This is a genomic window from Telluria sp. RB2R28 (assembly GCF_059685835.1).
In genome coordinates this window covers 66,256-83,436 of the sequence record NZ_JCASIK010000008.1, presented here as the reverse complement: position 1 = coordinate 83,436, position 17,181 = coordinate 66,256, and the positions used below count along the sequence as shown (strand labels likewise).

The 17,181-nt window shown below is 65.3% G+C and carries 19 protein-coding genes; 8 read left to right on the top strand and 11 right to left on the bottom strand.

Annotated elements, in window-relative coordinates; translation table 11 throughout:
* Window positions 1-135: 135 nt before the first annotated feature.
* From AC56LV_RS22575 to AC56LV_RS22545, 7 genes are all read right to left on the bottom strand, one after another.
* Window positions 136-987 (bottom strand): SDR family oxidoreductase, encoded by an 852-nt coding sequence (locus AC56LV_RS22575; protein WP_499560947.1) that lies wholly within the window; start codon window positions 985-987, stop codon window positions 136-138.
* A gap of 84 nt (window positions 988-1,071) precedes the next feature.
* On the bottom strand, window positions 1,072-2,244 hold the full coding sequence (locus AC56LV_RS22570) for a thiolase family protein (RefSeq protein ID WP_499560945.1): 1,173 nt from the start codon (window positions 2,242-2,244) through the stop codon (window positions 1,072-1,074).
* The gene (locus AC56LV_RS22565) at window positions 2,241-3,146 is read right to left on the bottom strand and encodes a 3-hydroxyacyl-CoA dehydrogenase (RefSeq protein ID WP_499560943.1); all 906 of its coding nucleotides are present in this window, start codon (window positions 3,144-3,146) and stop codon (window positions 2,241-2,243) included. The genes AC56LV_RS22570 and AC56LV_RS22565 overlap by 4 nt, the downstream gene beginning before the upstream one ends.
* Before the next feature lie 13 nt (window positions 3,147-3,159).
* Window positions 3,160-4,044, bottom strand: coding sequence for a fumarylacetoacetate hydrolase family protein (locus AC56LV_RS22560; protein ID WP_499560941.1), 885 nt, complete (start codon window positions 4,042-4,044; stop codon window positions 3,160-3,162).
* Entirely contained in the window at window positions 4,041-5,135 is a 1,095-nt protein-coding gene (locus AC56LV_RS22555; protein WP_499560940.1) for an amidohydrolase family protein, read from the bottom strand. The genes AC56LV_RS22560 and AC56LV_RS22555 overlap by 4 nt, the downstream gene beginning before the upstream one ends.
* A gap of 171 nt (window positions 5,136-5,306) precedes the next feature.
* Window positions 5,307-5,957: a TetR/AcrR family transcriptional regulator gene (locus tag AC56LV_RS22550; RefSeq protein WP_499560939.1), complete on the bottom strand. Its 651-nt coding sequence runs from the start codon at window positions 5,955-5,957 to the stop codon at window positions 5,307-5,309.
* 31 nt (window positions 5,958-5,988) lie between these two features.
* Complete coding sequence (locus tag AC56LV_RS22545) at window positions 5,989-6,789, bottom strand: SDR family NAD(P)-dependent oxidoreductase (protein ID WP_499560937.1); 801 nt, start codon at window positions 6,787-6,789, stop codon at window positions 5,989-5,991.
* Window positions 6,790-6,876: 87 nt separating this feature from the next.
* On the opposite strand from AC56LV_RS22545, the gene AC56LV_RS22540 reads away from it, so the two are divergent.
* A complete protein-coding gene (locus AC56LV_RS22540; RefSeq protein ID WP_499560935.1) occupies window positions 6,877-7,632 on the top strand; it encodes a DUF2889 domain-containing protein in 756 nt (251 codons plus the stop codon).
* 41 nt (window positions 7,633-7,673) lie between these two features.
* On the opposite strand, the gene AC56LV_RS22535 is transcribed toward AC56LV_RS22540, so the two are convergent.
* From AC56LV_RS22535 to AC56LV_RS22520, 4 genes are all read right to left on the bottom strand, one after another.
* Entirely contained in the window at window positions 7,674-8,906 is a 1,233-nt protein-coding gene (locus AC56LV_RS22535) for an NAD(P)/FAD-dependent oxidoreductase (RefSeq protein WP_499560933.1), read from the bottom strand.
* A gap of 43 nt (window positions 8,907-8,949) precedes the next feature.
* Entirely contained in the window at window positions 8,950-10,215 is a 1,266-nt protein-coding gene (locus AC56LV_RS22530) for an MFS transporter (protein WP_499560931.1), read from the bottom strand.
* 83 nt (window positions 10,216-10,298) lie between these two features.
* Window positions 10,299-11,285 carry a fumarylacetoacetate hydrolase family protein gene (locus AC56LV_RS22525; protein ID WP_499560929.1) on the bottom strand — a complete coding sequence of 329 codons (987 nt, stop codon included), beginning with the start codon at window positions 11,283-11,285 and terminating at the stop codon, window positions 10,299-10,301.
* Window positions 11,286-11,378: 93 nt separating this feature from the next.
* Entirely contained in the window at window positions 11,379-12,077 is a 699-nt protein-coding gene (locus AC56LV_RS22520; RefSeq protein WP_499560927.1) for an SDR family NAD(P)-dependent oxidoreductase, read from the bottom strand.
* A 134-nt stretch (window positions 12,078-12,211) separates the two neighbouring features.
* Between AC56LV_RS22520 and AC56LV_RS22515 the strand changes: the two genes are divergently transcribed.
* From AC56LV_RS22515 to AC56LV_RS22485, 7 genes are all read left to right on the top strand, one after another.
* The gene (locus AC56LV_RS22515; RefSeq protein ID WP_499560925.1) at window positions 12,212-12,610 is read left to right on the top strand and encodes a Zn-ribbon domain-containing OB-fold protein; all 399 of its coding nucleotides are present in this window, start codon (window positions 12,212-12,214) and stop codon (window positions 12,608-12,610) included.
* Window positions 12,607-13,800: a thiolase family protein gene (locus tag AC56LV_RS22510; protein WP_499560923.1), complete on the top strand. Its 1,194-nt coding sequence runs from the start codon at window positions 12,607-12,609 to the stop codon at window positions 13,798-13,800. Before AC56LV_RS22515 ends, AC56LV_RS22510 begins: the two co-directional genes overlap by 4 nt.
* Window positions 13,801-13,915: 115 nt before the next feature.
* Window positions 13,916-14,704, top strand: a complete 789-nt coding sequence (locus tag AC56LV_RS22505; RefSeq protein WP_499560921.1) for an IclR family transcriptional regulator — start codon at window positions 13,916-13,918, stop codon at window positions 14,702-14,704.
* A gap of 93 nt (window positions 14,705-14,797) precedes the next feature.
* On the top strand, window positions 14,798-15,013 hold the full coding sequence (locus AC56LV_RS22500; RefSeq protein WP_499560919.1) for a ferredoxin: 216 nt from the start codon (window positions 14,798-14,800) through the stop codon (window positions 15,011-15,013).
* A gap of 108 nt (window positions 15,014-15,121) precedes the next feature.
* Entirely contained in the window at window positions 15,122-15,880 is a 759-nt protein-coding gene (locus tag AC56LV_RS22495) for an SDR family NAD(P)-dependent oxidoreductase (RefSeq protein WP_499560917.1), read from the top strand.
* A 24-nt stretch (window positions 15,881-15,904) separates the two neighbouring features.
* Complete coding sequence (locus AC56LV_RS22490; RefSeq protein WP_499560915.1) at window positions 15,905-16,825, top strand: VOC family protein; 921 nt, start codon at window positions 15,905-15,907, stop codon at window positions 16,823-16,825.
* A gap of 116 nt (window positions 16,826-16,941) precedes the next feature.
* Complete coding sequence (locus AC56LV_RS22485; protein WP_499560913.1) at window positions 16,942-17,154, top strand: PAS domain-containing protein; 213 nt, start codon at window positions 16,942-16,944, stop codon at window positions 17,152-17,154.
* The last annotated feature ends 27 nt before the right edge of the window (window positions 17,155-17,181 follow it).

The window sequence follows — 17,181 nt, the reverse complement described above, 5'->3', positions numbered from 1 at the left end:
CTGTCTTCGGCCCAACGGAAACGAGACTTTTGCCGCGTTTTGATTGTAGCCCGAAAATCCCGTAAATTCTACTGTTTGACGACGATTCTGTTTGTAGAATTACAGGCATGTGGATCAGTCGCGTTCGCACCACTTCTAAGGTGCGTCCTGAGCTAAATTGCGTGCACGTACCATCTCGGTAAAATCGCGCTTGAGTGTCGGGTAGTAGGCGATCTGCCCTTGCAGCCCCCCCGCGATGTCGATCGAGGCCGCGCTAATGAAGGAGGCATAATCGCTCGCCAGGAATAGCACCATGCCGGCCACCTCTTCCGGCTTGCCGAATCGACCGAGCGGCACCACTTTGAGCACCATCTCGTTGAATTCCTCGCGACTGACGCCAGGGCCCACTTCCCGGTAATGGCGGTCCCACTGCCCGGTGTCGATCCAGCCCATGTTCAGCGAGTTGACAAGGATGTTGTCCTTCGCCAGTGACATGCCGAGCGACTTCGACAGCGCGAGGCAAGCCGCGCGGTTGATCACCGAGGGAATCCCGTCGGGTGTGGGGATGGCGCCGGCCAGTGCATTGATCTCGACGATGCGTCCCCAGCGCTGGCGCCGCATGTGCGGCACGACCGCTTGCACGAAGCGAAAATGCCCCATCTGCAGGATATTCGCGTGTTCCAGGATCTGCTCAGGGGTGAGCGTATCGAGGCTGCCCCCGCGCCCCTGCCCCGCGTTATTCACCAGGACGTCGACGCCGCCCCAGGTATCGGCCACTTCCGCGACAAACGCCTGGACGCCGGCCGTGTCGGTCACGTCCACCTCACGCGCGATGACTGCCTGCGCGCCGCATGCCAGTTCGCGTGCGGCACTCCGCAGTGCATCTGCGCCGCGTGCGCAGATCGCGACACGCGCCCCTTCGGCCGCAAAGGCACGGGCGATGGCGAGGCCAATGCCGCGCGAGGCGCCGGTGACGATCACCCGCTTGCTGCTGAGGTCAATGTGCATTGCTGTCTCCTGTTATAGGTGATGCGGGGCACCGCTTTTTTGCGGCGGCCGGTCTGCGCCGGTTTGCCGCCCTGCCCTTGCTACTTACACGCGTTCGATGATGGTCGCCGTGCCCATGCCGCCGGCGCAGCAGATCGCCTGGAGGCCGTAGCGCGCACCGCGCCGTTCCAGTTCGTGCAGCAGAGAGGTCATGATGCGTGCGCCGCTTGCCCCGAGCGGATGGCCGAGCGCGATCGCGCCGCCATTCACATTCAGCCGCTCCTGCGACACCCCCAGCTCCTTCGCCCACATCAGCGGCACCGAGGCAAAGGCCTCGTTCACCTCGAACAGGTCGATGTCGTCGATACTCAGCCCGCTCATCGCCAGCACCTTGCGCGTCGCAGCCACCGGGCCGGTCAGCATCAGGGTAGGGTCGGAGCCGACAGTGGTGAAGGCGCGGATCCGTGCGCGCGGCTTGAGCTTGAATCGATCGAGCGCCTCGCCCGACATCAGCAGCAGCACGGCGGCGCCATCGGAAATCTGCGACGAATTCCCGGCGCTCAGCTTGCCGTTTTCGCGGAAGCTGGTTTTCAGCGTCGCGAGTTTTTCGACATTGGTGCCCGGACGGATGGTTTCGTCCGCCGCTAGCACCTCGGGCGCCGGCTCCGCGTAGCCGCGCTCTTGCAGGGCGGCGACAGGCACCGCTGCGATTTCGCGCTCGAACCAGCCGGCCTGCGCTGCGGCCGCCGCGCGGCGGTGGCTCTCGACCGCGTAGGCGTCGAGCTGCGCCCGGCTCAGGTCCCACTTGTCGGCCACGCGCTCGGCAGCTTCGCCCTGGCTGGTCAGTTCCCAGTTCTCGGAGGCCATCCAGCCGAAAGCTTCGCCATAGACTTCCCGGTTGCCGCCCATGCGCACGCGGCTCATGTTCTCGGCGCCGCCGGCAACCACCACCTGCGCGGCGCCGGACGCGATCATGCCGGCCGCAAGGTGCACGGCCACCTCGCCCGAACCACACTTGCGGTCGATTGCCAGGCCCGGGACCGTGGCCGGCCAGCCTGCGCCGAGCAAGGCGGTGCGGGCGATGTTGGCCGACTGCTCGCCGACCTGGGTCACGCAGCCGAAGATAACGTCGTCCACCTCGGCGGGCTCGATGCCGGCGCGACGTACGATTTCATTGAGCAAATGCGCACCGAGGTGGTCGGCGCGCACGCCCGCCAGGCCGCCCTTGTACTTGCCGATCGGCGTGCGTACCGCTGCGACGATGTAGACGTCTTTCATAGATTGCTCGCCTTGAGGCCCGAACCGGGCACGCGCTGGCCTGCCGCGTCGTACCGGTAGACGCCATGGCCGGTCTTACGGCCATGGCGGCCGGAGGCCACCATCTTGATGATCAGGGGGCAAGGACGGAACTTCTCGCCGAGCGTCGAATGCAGGTAGCGCAGCACCGACAGGCGCGTGTCCCAGCCGGTCAGGTCGCCCAGTTCGAGCGGTCCCATCGGGTGGTTGAACCCCATGCGCAGTGCCGTGTCGATGTCCTCGGCGCTGGCGGTGCCCTCCTGCAGCATCCACATTGCCTCGTTGCCGAGCATGGCCGACATGCGGCTCGTGGTCAGGCCCGGCGATTCATTGACTAGGATGGCGGTCTTGCCGATGGAATCAACCCAGGCGCGGCTACGGGCGACGGTGGCCTCGTCGGTGGCGATGCCGAGGACCAGCTCGACCAGCTTCATCTTGTGCACCGGATTGAAGAAGTGCATGCCGATGACGCGCTCGGGCCGCGGCACGGAGGCCGCTATTTCGGTGACCGACAGGGCCGACGTGTTCGTGGCCAGCAGCGCATCTTCGGCAAGCACGGACGCGGCTTCGGCCAGGATCGCCTTTTTCAGCACCAGGTTTTCCGACACCGTCTCGACCAGCAGGCTCGCCCCCGCGGCGCCCTCGACCAGTGCGGTGTGCACGGTGAGGCGCGCCTTCGCCGCCTCGGCCGCTTCAGGCGCCAGCTTGCCCAGCTTGACGCCGCCGTCGAGGATGGCGTGGATGCCCTGCAGCGCCTTGTCCAGCGCCTGGCCATTGCTGTCGACCAGGCGCGTGGCGAAACCGCTGCTGGCAAAGGCGTGCGCGATGCCGGTACCCATCAGGCCCGCACCGACCACGACGACTATCTGGTTCTTGTCGCTCATTATTCTTGTCTCCTCAAGCGCCGGGCTTCGGCCCGACTACGTTGCTGATGGTGCCGATCCCTTCGACACTCGCTTCGACCACGTCGCCCGGGTTCAGGTACAGGCCCGTGCCCTGGCCAACGCCTGCGGGAGACCCGGTGAACATGATGTCGCCTGCTGCAAAGCTCGAGCGCTGCTCGACGAAGCGCACCAGCTGGGCCACGTCCCAGGTCATTTCCGCGGTCGTGCTGTCCTGGCGGGTCTGTCCATTCACCTTGAGCGTCAGGCACAGCTGCGGGCTGCCGGCCGGGAACTCGTCACGGGTGACGATCCAGGGACCGACACCCGTGCTGCGATCCTGGCTCTTGGCCGCGAACAGGTCCATGCCGATGCCGGCCGGGCCGCTACGCTGCAGGTCGCGCGCCGACACGTCGTTGCCGACCGTGTAGCCGAGCACCGCCGCCAGCGGATCTTCCAGCGCGTTGTCCACGTTGGCCGGGGCGTCTCCCAGGACGACGACGAGTTCGACTTCATGATCGAGTTCATTGGTGAGCGGTGGATAGCGGATCGGGTCGTTCGCGCCGATCAGCGCGCCGTAGGCTTTCAGGAAGGCGATCGGTTGGGCTGGCGACTTCAGGCCGAAGTCGGCCGCCAGGTGCTTGGCGTAATTCGCACCCGCAACGACGACCCGATTGACCGGTTCGATCGGCGCCAGCAGGCGCACTTGCGCCAGCGGGCGCGCAGGGCCGGACAAGGGCAAGGCCGCCTGCCCTTCCCCGGCGCGGCCGGCCGCAACCGCGCGCGTCAGGGCCGGGCCCCAGTCGGCGAAGGCGCCGGCGATCTCGCGCAGCGTCCTGGCCTCGCTGTCGACCAGCGCCCAGAACGGCGCGCCACCATCAGTGCAGCGCGCGATCTTCATGCTGCGATCGCCGCAGGCTTCGCGACCTCGACCAGGGTTGCCGGGTCGATGCGCAGCAGCTCGCAAGCGTTCTTCCAGCGGATCTTCTGCAGGTCCTCGTCGGACAGGCGCAGGCCATCGGTGAGGTCATGGCGCACTGCGTCGCTACCGCCGAAGTTCGAACCGTAAACGACGCGGTCGGCGCCGATGACTTCGATCATGGCCTGGCGCATCGGCAGTTCGTGCAGCTCGACATCGAAGGTAAAGTTCTTCATGTACTCTAGCACCGGCTTCTTGTTGTGCGACAAATCGAGGTTTGGATTGGTCTGCGCCAAGCGGCCGAGCTGGTAAGGCACGAAACCGCCGCCGTGCGTAATGTAGACCTTCAGGTTCGGGAACCGGTCGAGCACCCCGCCATTGATCATGTTCCAGAAGCACTTCGTCTCGTCGTAGTTCATCCCGACGATGGCGGTGGTCTCGTAGCGGTCGGTATTGGCTTGCTCGCCCCAGGTCACCGACTGGTTATAGCCGTGCACGAACATCGGCAGGTCGACGTCGCACAGGGCCTCCCACACCGGATCCATCTCGGGCGAGTCGAACTCGAGGCCGCCGAAGTTGGCGCCGCCGGCCACCAGGCCCTTGGCGCCAAGAGTGGTACAGGCGCGGCGGATTTCCTTGGCCGCTTCCAGCGGCACGTTCAGTGGCGCGTGCGCCCAGGCCATCAGGCGGTTCGGCGCGGCGGCGCAGTATTCCGCCATCACGTCGTTGACCTTCTGCGCGAAGGGCACGCCGAATTCGGGCTCGGCCCAGTACATGTAGCAGTGCGAGGGCACCGACACCACTTGCGCGCTCTGCCCGGCGGCGTCCATGCCGGCCAGCCGGGTCTTCGGGTCGGCCCAGCGCTCGAGGTACTGGTTGATGTCGAGCTCCTTGCCTTCGGCCTTGGCCTTCTTCAGCGCGGCCTTGCGCTCCGGGGAACCGAGCGACAGGATCCAGTGGCCGACGCGCAGCTTGATATCGCCGTCCGGGCGCTTTTCGAAGAAAGGTCCCCAGTGCGGGTGCTGGTCGTAGTAATCGGGATGCGGCGCGTGGGCGTGAAGGTCGATGAGCATGGATGTCTCCCTGTGACGATTGGTTATCCCGACGCTGGGCGCGATCGGCCGGACACATTGGCCGGCCGCAACTGGCCTGCCCACAAGCTTCATGTCTCATCCGCGGCACTCGGTCGGTGCTTTTACATTAGGACCCATCATGCCAAAGATAGACAGATTTTGCAAATCTGTTTAACTTTTATTTTGCGTGGGTTTTTGCGCGATCGAATTCGACTCGCAGTCGACAATCGAATACAGGAAGGTCACGATGCGCTGCACCCCGTCCTGCGGCCGTTGATGCGGCACCACCAGTTCGCTGAGCACACAGCGGATCATCAGTTCGCACACCAGTTCGCGGTCGACCCGGATACCCAGGCGCGCATCCCAGGCGTCGAACACGGTGCGCATCAGCTCCTCGATCCGTACCAGGGACTCATTGAAGAGCCGCCCGAACAGGCGCAGGGTGTATTCCGGCGCGGCGCCGAGCAGCAGCCGGGCCTGACCGTGCGCCGCGTAGTTGTCGAGATAGCGCACCAGCGCATGAAAGCGCGCGGTCGGTTCCGTGTGCGGCGTGACGGCATCGGCCATCGCTTGCTGGAACGAGGCGCGCTTGTGCCGCGCGAATGCGTCGAGCAGCTCGTCCTGGGAACTGAAATAGCGGTAAAAGGTGCCGCGCGATACCTGCGCCAGCTGGCATACGTCGAGCACCGAAATGCGCTCCGACCCTTCGCGCAAGACGATCTGCTCGGTCGCGCGCAGGATGGCGGCGACGGTGCTTTCGGCACGCCCCCTGGGTTTGCCTGGCGTGTTGCCGTTAGCGCTGTCGGGCAGTGCAGCTTGCATCGCGTCGGAGCCGTTCTCGAGCCGCACTTTGTCAGTAGTCCCTGACCGGCACGTCCGCGGGCCGGGAGTTGTAGCCGGGCAGGTGCAGGCCACCGTCGACGTGGAAGGATTCGCCGGTGACATAGCGCGACATGTCGCTGGCCAGAAACACCGCCACCGGGCCGATGTCGTCTTCCGGATCTCCGCAGCGGCCCAATGGGCGCATCGCGGCGGCGCGCTCGGCAAAACCGGGATTCTTGGCAGCGAGCTTGTGGAAGGTGGCGCCCATCGCGGTCGGCGCGATTGCGTTGACGGTTATGTTGAAGCGGCCCCATTCCGCCGCGGCGCTGCGTGTTAGGCCGACGATGCCCGCCTTGGCCGTGTTGTAGTCGGCATGCAGCCAGGCGCCGATGTCGACGTCGATCGAGTAAAAGTTGACGACCTTGCCGCCTCCGCGCGCGCGCATGTGCGGCAGCGCGGCGCGCATGGCCCACCAGCTGGCCTTGATTGTGGAGGTCAGGGTCTGCTCCAGCATCTCGTCGGTCTTGTCTTCCAACAGCACATTCGGGGTCGGCACAAAGGCATTGTTGACCAAGATGTCGAGGCCGCCGAACTGCGCCACCGCTGCCGCGACGGCCGCTTCGACCGACTCCTTGCGCAGCACGTCCGTGTGCACGAACAGGGCTCGCCCGTCGAGCTCCTGGAGCTCGCGCGCAACCTGCGCCCCGCTCTCGTGGTCGATCTCGGCAATCACCACCGCCGCGCCCTCGCGCGCGAAGCGGCGTGCCACGCCTCGCCCGATACCGCCTCCGGCGCCGGTGATCAGCGCCACCTTACCCTGTAGAAGTCCCATGCCACCCATCCTCACTATTGAACATTTTTTCTGTTATTGTACACATGCATGCAAATAACTTCTACCGGCATCTACAAAATGCACAATATGAAATGCTTTCGCAGGCGGATCGAGCTGGCCGGGCACTATGGCGCAGGCCCCGGACCACAGCAGGGACAAGTTCGGGCCGCGCTGGAGGACGATTTCCATCACTTCCGGGTCGTGGTCGACCATCGCGACGGCGTGGTGACGGCCGTGCGCGGGGAGACTCCGCGCCATCCGTTTACCGCTTGTCCCGGCGCGGCGCCGGAACTCCAGAAGCTGGCCGGCATGCGTCTGGACCAGGTCGCCAATTCGGTAACGCTGCATACCGATTCGACCCAGCAGTGCACCCACATGTTCGATCTCGCAGGCCTGGCCATTGCTGCCGCCGCCCGCGGCGACACGGCGCGCCGCTTCGATATCGAAATCCCGCGCCATGTGGATGGACGCACCCATGCGCGCCTGATGCGCGACGGCGTCCCCGTGCTGGACTGGGAAGTCGAGGGTAGCGCCATCCTGGGGCCGGCGCCGTATGCGGGCGTCGACATGCGCCAGGGGATGGCGCGCTGGGCGCTCACGACCCTGCCTGTTGAAGAAGCCGAAGCGGCGCTGGTGCTGCGCCGCTGCGCCCTGATTTCCCTGGGGCGCCTGAAGGATATCGACAAGGAACCGCACGCGCACCTGACCGGCCGCTGCTACGCGCAGCAGCCGCAGCGCGCGCCCCAGGCGATCCGCATCGTCGGCTCCACCTGGGATTTCACGGCGCGCCCGGAAGCGCTGGCCTTCGATGATCGCGACTGGCTCGCCGACTTCGACGCCTGAATCCAGCCCTGAAGTGAACACACGAATCGCGCCCAGCCCGATCAACGGTTGGCCGCTTCCCATTCCTTCAGGTCGAAGCCTGGCGCCGCTGCGATGGACGGCGTCAGGGCCGGCGGCCGCGCGAGGACCTTGCGCGCCGCCATGTGGTCGCCCACCCGTCCGCAGGATTCGACGGCCAGCAACTGTTCGCCGCGAAAGCACAGCACCGATACCTGGCGCGCGGCGGGGTCGCCCAGCATCACGTGGTTATCCGCGCACAGCGCCAGCCCGGCGATCTGCAGCTTCAGCGTCCCCTGGTCGGTCCAGAACCATGGCAGCGCACTGTAGGGCGCGGGTTTGCCCATCAGGCGCGCGGCGATCAGCTTGCCCTGGTCGACGGCGTTCTGCACCGATTCGAGGCGCGTCAGCTGCTCGCTGTTCTGCACACACGGGAAAGCGGCGACGTCGCCCAGCGCCGAAATGTTCGGGTCCGAGGTAAGCAGGCTGGAATTGACGCGGATGCCGTTATCAATGTCCAGCCCCGCTTCGAGCGCCAGCGAGACGTTCGGGATCACGCCGATGCCGTAGACGACCAGGTCCGCCGGCAGCCGGCGCCCGTCCGAGGTAATCACCGCGACTGCCCTGCCGTTATCGCCCTCGATCTCGGACACGCCGCAGCGGAAATTGAAGTGCACGTCCCAGGACTCGTGCGCCGTGCGAAACAACGCGGACATATGCGGCGACACCGCCCGCGCCATTGGCCGCTCGCCCAGTTCCAGCACTTCGACCGCCGCCCCATCGGCCGCAGCTACGGCGGCAAATTCGAGCCCGATGAAGCCGGCGCCAATCACGACCACGCGTTTTGCTGTCTTCAGGAGCGGCGCGATCGTTTCGGCATCAAGGCGGGTCTTGACACCGAACACGCCCGCCAGCTCCGCGCCAGGCACGTTCAGCGGGCGGTTGTGCGCGCCGGTGGCCAGCACCAGGTGGTCGTAGTCTAGCGCCTCGCCGGATGCCAGCAGCAGGCGCCGGTTCTGGCGGTCGATGGCCGCGCCGCGATCGGCCACGAGCTCGATGCGCTGTTCCGCATAAAAGGCATCGCTGCGGAACTGCATGGCCGCGGCATCGATTTTCCCGAGCAGGAAAGCTTTTGAAAGTGGCGGGCGCTGGTAGGGCAGCCAGGGTTCATCATTGACGAGAGCGATGCGGCCGGCAAACCCTTCCTGGCGCAACGATACGGCGACCTGCACGCCGGCGTGGCCGGCCCCTGCGATGACGACACTATTGAGCGACATGGTCTGGTTTCCCGGTGTAGAGGTGAGAATCTTGATGTCAGGATCAGGCCCCGACTGCTTGCGGCTGGACCGCGGCCTGCGGGCTTCGTCCGAGCATCAGGAGCATGGCCGACCCGATCAGCGTACTGGCCGCGCAATAGGTCAGCATCGTGGTGTAGCTGCCGGTCGCGCTGAACATGGCCCCGAACATCAGCGGCGCCGCCGCCGACGCGACCGTGATCAGCCCCTGGTGCAAGCCGAAGATGCGGCCGTAATCCTTCAACCCGAAGTAGCGCGCCATCAGGAAGGCCGCAATGTCGAATTCCGCGCCCGCGCCGAGGCCGGCCAGCGCCGCCGCGCATGAGAGCAGCGCGACGTCGGTACTCCCCGACAGGAAGATGAACGACCCGGCGGCAGGCAGGGCGAGACTGATCGCGGCCACGGCGGGCGGCCACAGGCGGTCGAGCAGATAACCGACTACCAGCCGGCCGACCACCAGTGCAATGCCGAACCAGGCGAACACCGCGGTAGCGCCGGCGAGATCGAGCCCACGGTCGCGCAGCATCGGCACCGTGCTGGTGACGACGCCCATGACGGCCGAGACGACCAGGCACAGGGCGATATTGCAGACCCAGTACTTGGGCGAGGCCAGCGCCTCGCGAAAATCCATTCCCGCCACCGCGACCGGTTCGCCGCCCGCGGTTTTCGCGGCGGCGCGCACGTCGGGCAGGCGGAACCAAGCCAGTGTCAGCGGGATGCCGATCGCCACGTTGACGATGGCCAGGATCACGAACGGCGCCTGCCAGCCCCACTGCGCCACGCCCCAGGCGAACAGCGGCGGCGTCACCGCAGCCGTGATCCCGGTGCCGGACAAACCTAGCGCCAGCGCCAGGCCGCGGTTGCGCACGAACCAGAGCGCCAGCAGCTGGGTCCAGGTAACCGCAAGGGCACCCATGCCAACAATCGGCAGCAGGAAGAAGGCGGCATACAGCGTCCAGACCGAGCCGCCAATCTGGGTGGTGGCCAGATAGCCCAGCGCCATCGTCAAGAGCGATATGACGGTGACGCGCTTGATCCCGTAGCGCAGGTTGAGCCAGCCAACCAGCTGCAGGCCGATGACGGCGCCGCCAAACAGGAAGCTGATCGCGGCCTGCAAGGCGGGCCGGTCCCAGCCGAACTGGGTCTGCAGCGGGATCACGAGCACCCCGAAGCCGTACAGCAGCGCCGCGTTAATGCTGATCATGACGCCGGCGATCGCCAGCAACAGGACGCGCCATGCTTGCCTGAATTCGGTGAAGTCGATCGCCGCGCCGTTCTTAGTGCCGACCATGCTTGTCTCCTCAAAGGTCGTTGGAATCGGTGTCCCTGGCTCTGCTGGCAGGTGACGCCGTGGAATGCTTCAGTCGTTCGTACTCACAATTTGGTGATCCGGGAGCGCAGGGTACCGATGCCCTCGACTTCCAGCTCGATCACGTCGTCCGGCTTCAGGAAGCGCGACTGCTCCAGCCCGCAGCCGTTGCCCACGGTGCCGGAACCGAACACTTCGCCCGGATACAGGGTCTCGGAGCGCGAGATATGCGCGATCAGGTCCTCGAACTGCCAGCGCATGTCGCGCGTGCTGCCCCTGCCCCACTCCTCGCCGTTGACCCGGGCGATCATGGTCAGGTCGTAGGGGTCGGGCAGTTCATCGGCGGTCACCAGGCAGGGTCCCATCACGTTGCCGGTGTCGAAGTCCTTGCTCTTGGCGGGGCCGAGCATGCCCGCCATCTCGACGGCCTGGGTGTCGCGCGCGCTCATGTCGTTGAAGATGGTGTAGCCGACGATATGAGCGCGTGCCTTGTCGCGAGGAATGTCCTTTGCCTTGCGCCCGATATAGCAGGCGAATTCCAGCTCGAAGTCCATCGCACGGCTATACGCCGGCCAGATGACGTCCTCGTCCGGACCGATGACGGCGAAGCGGTTGCACTTGTAATAGATCGGCTGGCGGTCAAAGGTGGCGAGCACGCGCTCATCGCCCCGAGTGTTCATCTGCGCCAGCGCTTCCTCGGTATTCGGCAGGTGCGCCACCCGGGCGCGGCGGGCGGCGGCGAAGCTTTGCCTGAGGTGCAGTTCGAAGCACGAACAGTCGCGCATCTGCGGCGGCGGCTGGATCGGCGCGCACAATTTCACGGCGGCGCGTTCGATGACCGACGCCGACGCAGCGCGCGCCACCAGGCGGCGTGCCTCGTCAAGCGCTTCGTCGCCTGCTTCGACCAGCGAGAGGATGCTGGTGAAAGCGGGCCAGCCACCGAGGCCGTCATCCTGGGCGGCGCTCGAAAGGTCGACGATGGCGCTGTCAGCCTCGATCAGGGCGCCCGGGCGCATCGCGCCTCGTTCGTCGCGGTAGGTAACGAGTCTCATTCTTTGTGTCTCCGTTGCGGGGCGCATGCCTGTTGTGGCGGCCACACCCTCTTCTGGATGGATCGGGCGCCCGATGCTGCGGACGCGGTGCCGCTACACCCGGCCGTTCACCGGAATGCAGGCGCCAGTCAGTGCCGCAGCGTCGTCGGACAGCAGGAAGGCGATCACGGCGGCCAACTGGTCTGGTGCGACCCAGCGGCTGGCGTCGGCGTCTGGCATGTCGCTGCGATTCGCCGGCGTGTTGATGATGCTCGGCAGGACCGCGTTGACCGTGATTGCGCGGTCCTTCAGTTCCTCGGCCAGGGCCTCAGTCAGGCGCGCCACTCCGGCTTTCGATGCGGCATATGCGCCCATGCCCATGCCAGCCTTTTGCGCGGCGGCAGCGCCGACATTGACAATGCGCCCGCCGCCACGCGCCAGCAGGTGCGGCAGCGCAGCGCGGCAGCTGGCGACGGCGGTGCGGACATTGGTGTCGTACATCCGGTCCCACGAGGCAAGCGCGCCGCCCTCGAGCGTCTCCCAGGTAAATCCGCCGGCCACGTTGACGACGCCGTCGACACCGCCCAGCAGTTCGCGTGCCTGGGCATAGGCCGCCTTGCAGTCGGCTTCGTCGCCAAGCTCGACGCCGCCGAGCGCCAGCGCAACCTGTGGAAGACCGGACGATGGTGCGGCGGCGCGGTCGAGCAGCACGACGCGCGCACCGTCGGCTGTCAAACGTTCGGCCACTGCGCGGCCGAGGGCGCCGAAGCCGCCGGTTACGACGATAATGCGGGAATCGAGTCTTGCAGACATGGCTGGCTTTCTTGTGTGGAGCGGTTCAAACCGGTACAACCTGAGAAAACTTTAAACATATTTTCGATTTCTGTCTACATAGTTGTAGAATCTTCGCATCGACAGCCCGCGCAACGCACTTTCAAAGGCCCAGAATGACAAGAAAACTTCCTGCCCTGACCCCGGACAACAGCGCCTTCTGGCAGGGCGGCGCCGATGGCCAACTGCGCATGCACCACTGCGACGCCTGCGCGCAATTCTTCCATCCTCCCGCACCAGTCTGTCCGCGCTGCCTGAGCGCGGACGTTGCGCCAGAACCGGTTTCCGGCGCCGGCAAGGTGCTCACCTGCACGGTCAACCACCAGCCCTGGCGTGCCGACCTGAAGGAACCGTACGTCGTCGCGATCGTCGAGCTGGTCGAGCAGGCCGGCCTGCGTTTCGTCACGAACATCGTCGGCATGCCTCCTGATGAGGTATTCATCGGCATGCCGGTGCAGGTGCGCTTCGAGCAGCACGAGGACGTCTGGCTTCCCCTCTTTGAAAAGGCCGCATGATGTTCGACCGACGCTATGAAAAAGACGTGGCCATCAGCGGGATCGGCCAGTCGGAAGTGGGCCGCCCTTCGAACAAATCGGCCATGCGCCTGACGCTCGACGCCTGCCTGGAGGCCATCGCCGACGCCGGCTTGACGCGCGATGACATCGACGGCGTATCGTGCTGGCCCGGCGACAACAACAACGGCGACGCGTTTTCGCCGGTCGGCCCGAACGCGCTGATCGGCACCCTCGGCCTGAAGGTCAACTGGTATGGCGGTGGCTACGAGGGTCCGGGCCCCCTGGCTGGGGTGATCAACGGCGCGATGGCGATCGCCGCCGGCCTGTGTCGCCATGTGCTGGTGTTCCGTACGATAACCGAGGCGACGCGGCGCCAGACCGACAAGGGCGCCAGCGCGCTGACCAACAAGACGGTCGGGCGCGACACGAGTGCCGCCTGGCAGTGGTACACGCCCTTCAACGTGCTGTCTGGCGTCAACCTGATGGCAATGTACGCCCAGCGCCACTTCCACGAATACGGCACCACGCCCGAGCAGCTGGCGCAGATCGCCCTCACCTGCCGCGCGAATGCGGCGCTCAATCCGAAGGCAATCTATCGCACGCCCTTGACCATGGACGACTACATGGCCTCGCGCATGATTTCGACGCCCCTGCGCATGCTCGACTGCGACGTCCACTGCGACGCCTCGACCGCCATCATCCTGTCGCGCGCCGATGCGGCGAAGGATGGCCCTAACCCGCTAGTCCGCATCGACGCGATCGGCGCGGCGCTGCACCAGCCCTGGTCGTGGGACCAGCTCGACCTGACCGCCATGGCGACACGCGACTGTGGCGACATGATGTGGTCGCGCACCGACATCAAACCCTCGGAGGTCGGCAGTGCGCAGCTGTACGACGGCTTCTCTATCCTGACGATGATGTGGTTGGAAGGGCTGGGCCTGTGCCCGCGCGGCGAGAGCGGCGCGTTCATCGAAGGGGGCCAGCGCATTTCGCTGACCGGAGACCTGCCGATCAATACAAACGGCGGCCAGCTTTCGGGTGGACGCACGCACGGCCTTGGTTACGTCCACGAGGCCTGCAGCCAGCTCTGGGGACGCGCCGGGGCGCGCCAGGTGGCGCCGCATCAGGTATCGGTGGTGGCTTCGGGTGGCGGTCCGCTCGGGGGCAGCCTCCTGCTGGTGCGCGAGTGACGACGTCCGGACAGCATGCAGCATGCTTGCCCGCGATCGATTCTGATATTAGAATTACATTTTAATAATCGACTCGACTGCGCACCGTCGCTCTGGTCGTCCACTGGAGCGCCACATGGTTACCAATACAAGCAGCGAAGAGCGGGCCGAACTGCCCACCGGCGTGATCGTCAAGCCGGTCGTCAACGCGGTGCGCATCCTGCGCTTCCTCACCACCTCCGGCTCGCCCGAGCGCGCGGCTGACATCGCGCGCGAGCTCGCGCTCAATCCCAGCACCTGCTTCAATACCCTGCGCACGCTGGTGGCCGAGGAAATGCTCGACTTCGACCCGCTCTCAAAAACCTATACCACAGGCCTGGGCCTGGCCAAGCTGGTCGAGCACCTGGTGACGCAGGGCCAGCGGCTCGAGGTGGTGCGTCCCCTCATGCAGGAGTTCGCAGAGGCGCACCACGTCACCGTGACCCTGTGGCGGCGCATGGGCATTGACCGCATCGTGCTGGTCAGCTCGGAAACCAGCCCGGGCGACCTGCGCATCGACATGGCGATCGGACAACGCTTGCCGGTGCTGATGGGCGCGAGCGGACGACTCTTTGCCGCACACCTGGAACTCGACGAAGCGCGCCTGCGCGCCGCTTTCGACAAGGTGCGCTGGCCCCGGCCGCTGAGTTTCGAGGACTACCGCCAGCAGGTGGCGGATGCCCGCATCAAGGGCTGGGCGGTCGATGACGGCTATTTTTCTCCCGGCATCCTGGCGGTGGCGGCGCCGGTGGCCGACCGTAGCGGGGCCATCGCCTATTCCGTCTCGGCTGTCACTTTCCGCGGCCAGCACAGTAGCGAAGAAATTGACAAGCTGGGCGCGGCCCTGCGCAAAGTGGCTGGAAAGATCGGAAACATCCTGTTCTAAAAAACGTCCCCACAAAACGTGACAGATTTTCGATTTGTGTGCATAATCGTCTCACAGACCTGCGCGGTCGGATAATTATTAAAGAGACGAATCATGAGCGATCAACTTCTTCACCGTGTCATCATCGAACGCAGCAAATGCTGCGGTTATGGTCTCTGCGCCGCCATCTGCCCCGAAGTCTACAAGCTCGACGCCGGCGGCATCGTCTACGTCGACAGCGACCTGGTGCCGGACGAATTGCTGGAAACGGCGCGCGAAGGCGCCGCCTCCTGCCCGGCCGAGGCCATCGCGATCCAGGCCCCAGCCTGAGCTTCCAACCCTGGCGGTCCGCGCCAGGCGTGCGGTCGACCTGCAGCCTCCCCTGGGCGGCGCAAGGCGAACCCGCGCACGGCCGGATCCCATCTGCGGGGATAACCCATGAATAGATTAGCTGGAAAAGTGGCCCTGATCACGGGCACCGGTGGCGGCCAGGGACGTGTTGCGGCCTTGTACTTCGCACGTGAGGGGGCTATCGTGGTCGGCTGCGACGTCGACCGCGCGGCCCACGACGAAACAGCGCGCCTGATGGCGGCAGATGGCTTCACCTTGCACGGCTCGGCGCCGGTCGATCTTGGCGACCATGAGCAGGCCAGGCTCTGGGTCGAATCAGCGGCGGAGGAGCTCGGCCGCATCGACATCCTGTACAACAACGCCTCGGCCGCGAAGTTCGGCGGCGTGGGCGAGATGTCGATCGAAGACTGGCATTTCACGATCCGTAACGAGCTCGATCTCATCTTCTTTACGACCAAATACGCCTGGCGCCACCTGTCGGCACGGGGCGGCGTGGTCATCAACATCGCGTCGACCGCAGCCTGGGGCGGCTCGAAAGCAGCGGGGATCAGCGCGCACAGCGCAGCCAAGGGGGCAGTTGTCTCGTTCACCCGGCAGGTGGCGGTCGAGGGCGCGCCACTCGGCATCCGCGCGGTCAGCATCAGCCCTGGTTTCGTCCGGACGCCGGGCACCGCAGCCTTTGTCGATAACCCGGTTACGCGCCGTATCATCCTCGACGGCGTGCTGCAGGACCGCCCGGGCGAGCCGGAAGAAGTGGTGTCGCTTGCGCTGTATGTCGCATCCGACGAGGCGCGCTTCATGACCGGTTCCGACCTGGTGGTCGACGGCGGCCTGCTCGCTATTTAAGACACTCTCACACAGGAGTAACAAGTGGACATCATCGGCATCGGTTACCTCGGCTTCGAGACGGCGAACCTGGACGCGTGGCGCGAATACGGCCCGCAAGTGATGGGATTCCAAGTTGGCGCCGCGCCGGAAGGCGAGTCGGATTCGCTATACTTCAAGATGGACGACCGGCGCCACCGCCTCGCCTTCCATCCCGGGAAGATCGACCGGCTCGCCTACATCGGATGGGAGGCGAAGGGCAAGCTGGAGTTTCATGCTGCGGTCGAGCGTTTCCGCGAACACGGGGTCGAAATCACTTTCGCCGATGACGCCCTGCGCGAGCGCCGTGGCGTTAAGGAACTGGTGCGCTTTCGCGACCCGGTGGGCTACCAGCACGAGTTGTTCTACGCCCAGAAATGGATGCCCCGCTCCTTCCAGCCGGGCCGTCCTCACGGCGGCTTTAGCTGCGGCGAGCGTGGCGTCGGACATGTGGTCCTGATCACGCCCGAGTACACGTCCGAGCTCGAGCATTTCCTGACCGTGGTCATGGACATGCGCTACTACGGCGCCGGGGCCGGCAAGGGCAAGACGGGATTCTTCCGCTCGAAGCTCAACACGCACACCAGCCACGACATCGCCTACGGTTTCGGCCCGGGCAAGGCCGGCGTGCAGCACGTGGGCATCACCGTGAACTCGGTGCGCGACGTCGGCGAAACCTATGACCTGGTGCGTAAAAAAGGGCTGCAGATGATGATGACACTGGGCCAGCATACGCAGGACCCGCACATGTCCTTCTATCACTTTACGCCGTCCGGTTTCGCGATCGAATGCATCGTCGAGCTGGAACCGTGGCATGACGACGGGTTTGAACTGAACCCGGAGAAGCTGTCGACCTGGGGGCATGAGCTGGTCGGCCCAATCTTGGGGACGAGCGTGCGCTCGCCTGAGGAAGTATTCGATCGCTAGTTACGTTCCGGCACAATGAAGGGGCGCCTTGCGCCCTATTCCTGATCGATATGCGGGGCCACCGGGCGCAACAAAAAGCATTTACACTCGACGCAAATGTCCACGGAAAGTGTTGAATGCAAGATCAATCGAGAGAAAACCCGGTCCAGCTAAGCGATGCACAGACTATTCTGGACAGCATTACCGACGCGTTTTTCAGCCTAAACTCGGACTGGCAGTTTTCCTATGTCAATCGTCAGACGGTAGCGACGCTCGAATGCGAAGCAGAGGATTTACTCGGAAAAAGCATATGGGAGGTGTATCCCGGCACCGTGGGCAGCGACTTCTAAAGGATGTACCGGAAAGCGGCGCAGGAG

Coding starts and splice junctions, on each gene's coding strand:
- AC56LV_RS22515 (WP_499560925.1), top strand. CDS start 12,212: ATGACAAGAAAACTTCCTGCCCTGACCCCGGACAACAGCGCCTTCTGG.
- AC56LV_RS22565 (WP_499560943.1), bottom strand. CDS start 3,146: ATGAGCGACAAGAACCAGATAGTCGTCGTGGTCGGTGCGGGCCTGATG.
- AC56LV_RS22550 (WP_499560939.1), bottom strand. CDS start 5,957: ATGCAAGCTGCACTGCCCGACAGCGCTAACGGCAACACGCCAGGCAAA.
- AC56LV_RS22530 (WP_499560931.1), bottom strand. CDS start 10,215: ATGGTCGGCACTAAGAACGGCGCGGCGATCGACTTCACCGAATTCAGG.
- AC56LV_RS22540 (WP_499560935.1), top strand. CDS start 6,877: ATGAAATGCTTTCGCAGGCGGATCGAGCTGGCCGGGCACTATGGCGCA.
- AC56LV_RS22485 (WP_499560913.1), top strand. CDS start 16,942: ATGCAAGATCAATCGAGAGAAAACCCGGTCCAGCTAAGCGATGCACAG.
- AC56LV_RS22575 (WP_499560947.1), bottom strand. CDS start 987: ATGCACATTGACCTCAGCAGCAAGCGGGTGATCGTCACCGGCGCCTCG.
- AC56LV_RS22545 (WP_499560937.1), bottom strand. CDS start 6,789: ATGGGACTTCTACAGGGTAAGGTGGCGCTGATCACCGGCGCCGGAGGC.
- AC56LV_RS22505 (WP_499560921.1), top strand. CDS start 13,916: ATGGTTACCAATACAAGCAGCGAAGAGCGGGCCGAACTGCCCACCGGC.
- AC56LV_RS22535 (WP_499560933.1), bottom strand. CDS start 8,906: ATGTCGCTCAATAGTGTCGTCATCGCAGGGGCCGGCCACGCCGGCGTG.
- AC56LV_RS22570 (WP_499560945.1), bottom strand. CDS start 2,244: ATGAAAGACGTCTACATCGTCGCAGCGGTACGCACGCCGATCGGCAAG.
- AC56LV_RS22525 (WP_499560929.1), bottom strand. CDS start 11,285: ATGAGACTCGTTACCTACCGCGACGAACGAGGCGCGATGCGCCCGGGC.
- AC56LV_RS22555 (WP_499560940.1), bottom strand. CDS start 5,135: ATGCTCATCGACCTTCACGCCCACGCGCCGCATCCCGATTACTACGAC.
- AC56LV_RS22560 (WP_499560941.1), bottom strand. CDS start 4,044: ATGAAGATCGCGCGCTGCACTGATGGTGGCGCGCCGTTCTGGGCGCTG.
- AC56LV_RS22510 (WP_499560923.1), top strand. CDS start 12,607: ATGATGTTCGACCGACGCTATGAAAAAGACGTGGCCATCAGCGGGATC.
- AC56LV_RS22500 (WP_499560919.1), top strand. CDS start 14,798: ATGAGCGATCAACTTCTTCACCGTGTCATCATCGAACGCAGCAAATGC.
- AC56LV_RS22520 (WP_499560927.1), bottom strand. CDS start 12,077: ATGTCTGCAAGACTCGATTCCCGCATTATCGTCGTAACCGGCGGCTTC.
- AC56LV_RS22495 (WP_499560917.1), top strand. CDS start 15,122: ATGAATAGATTAGCTGGAAAAGTGGCCCTGATCACGGGCACCGGTGGC.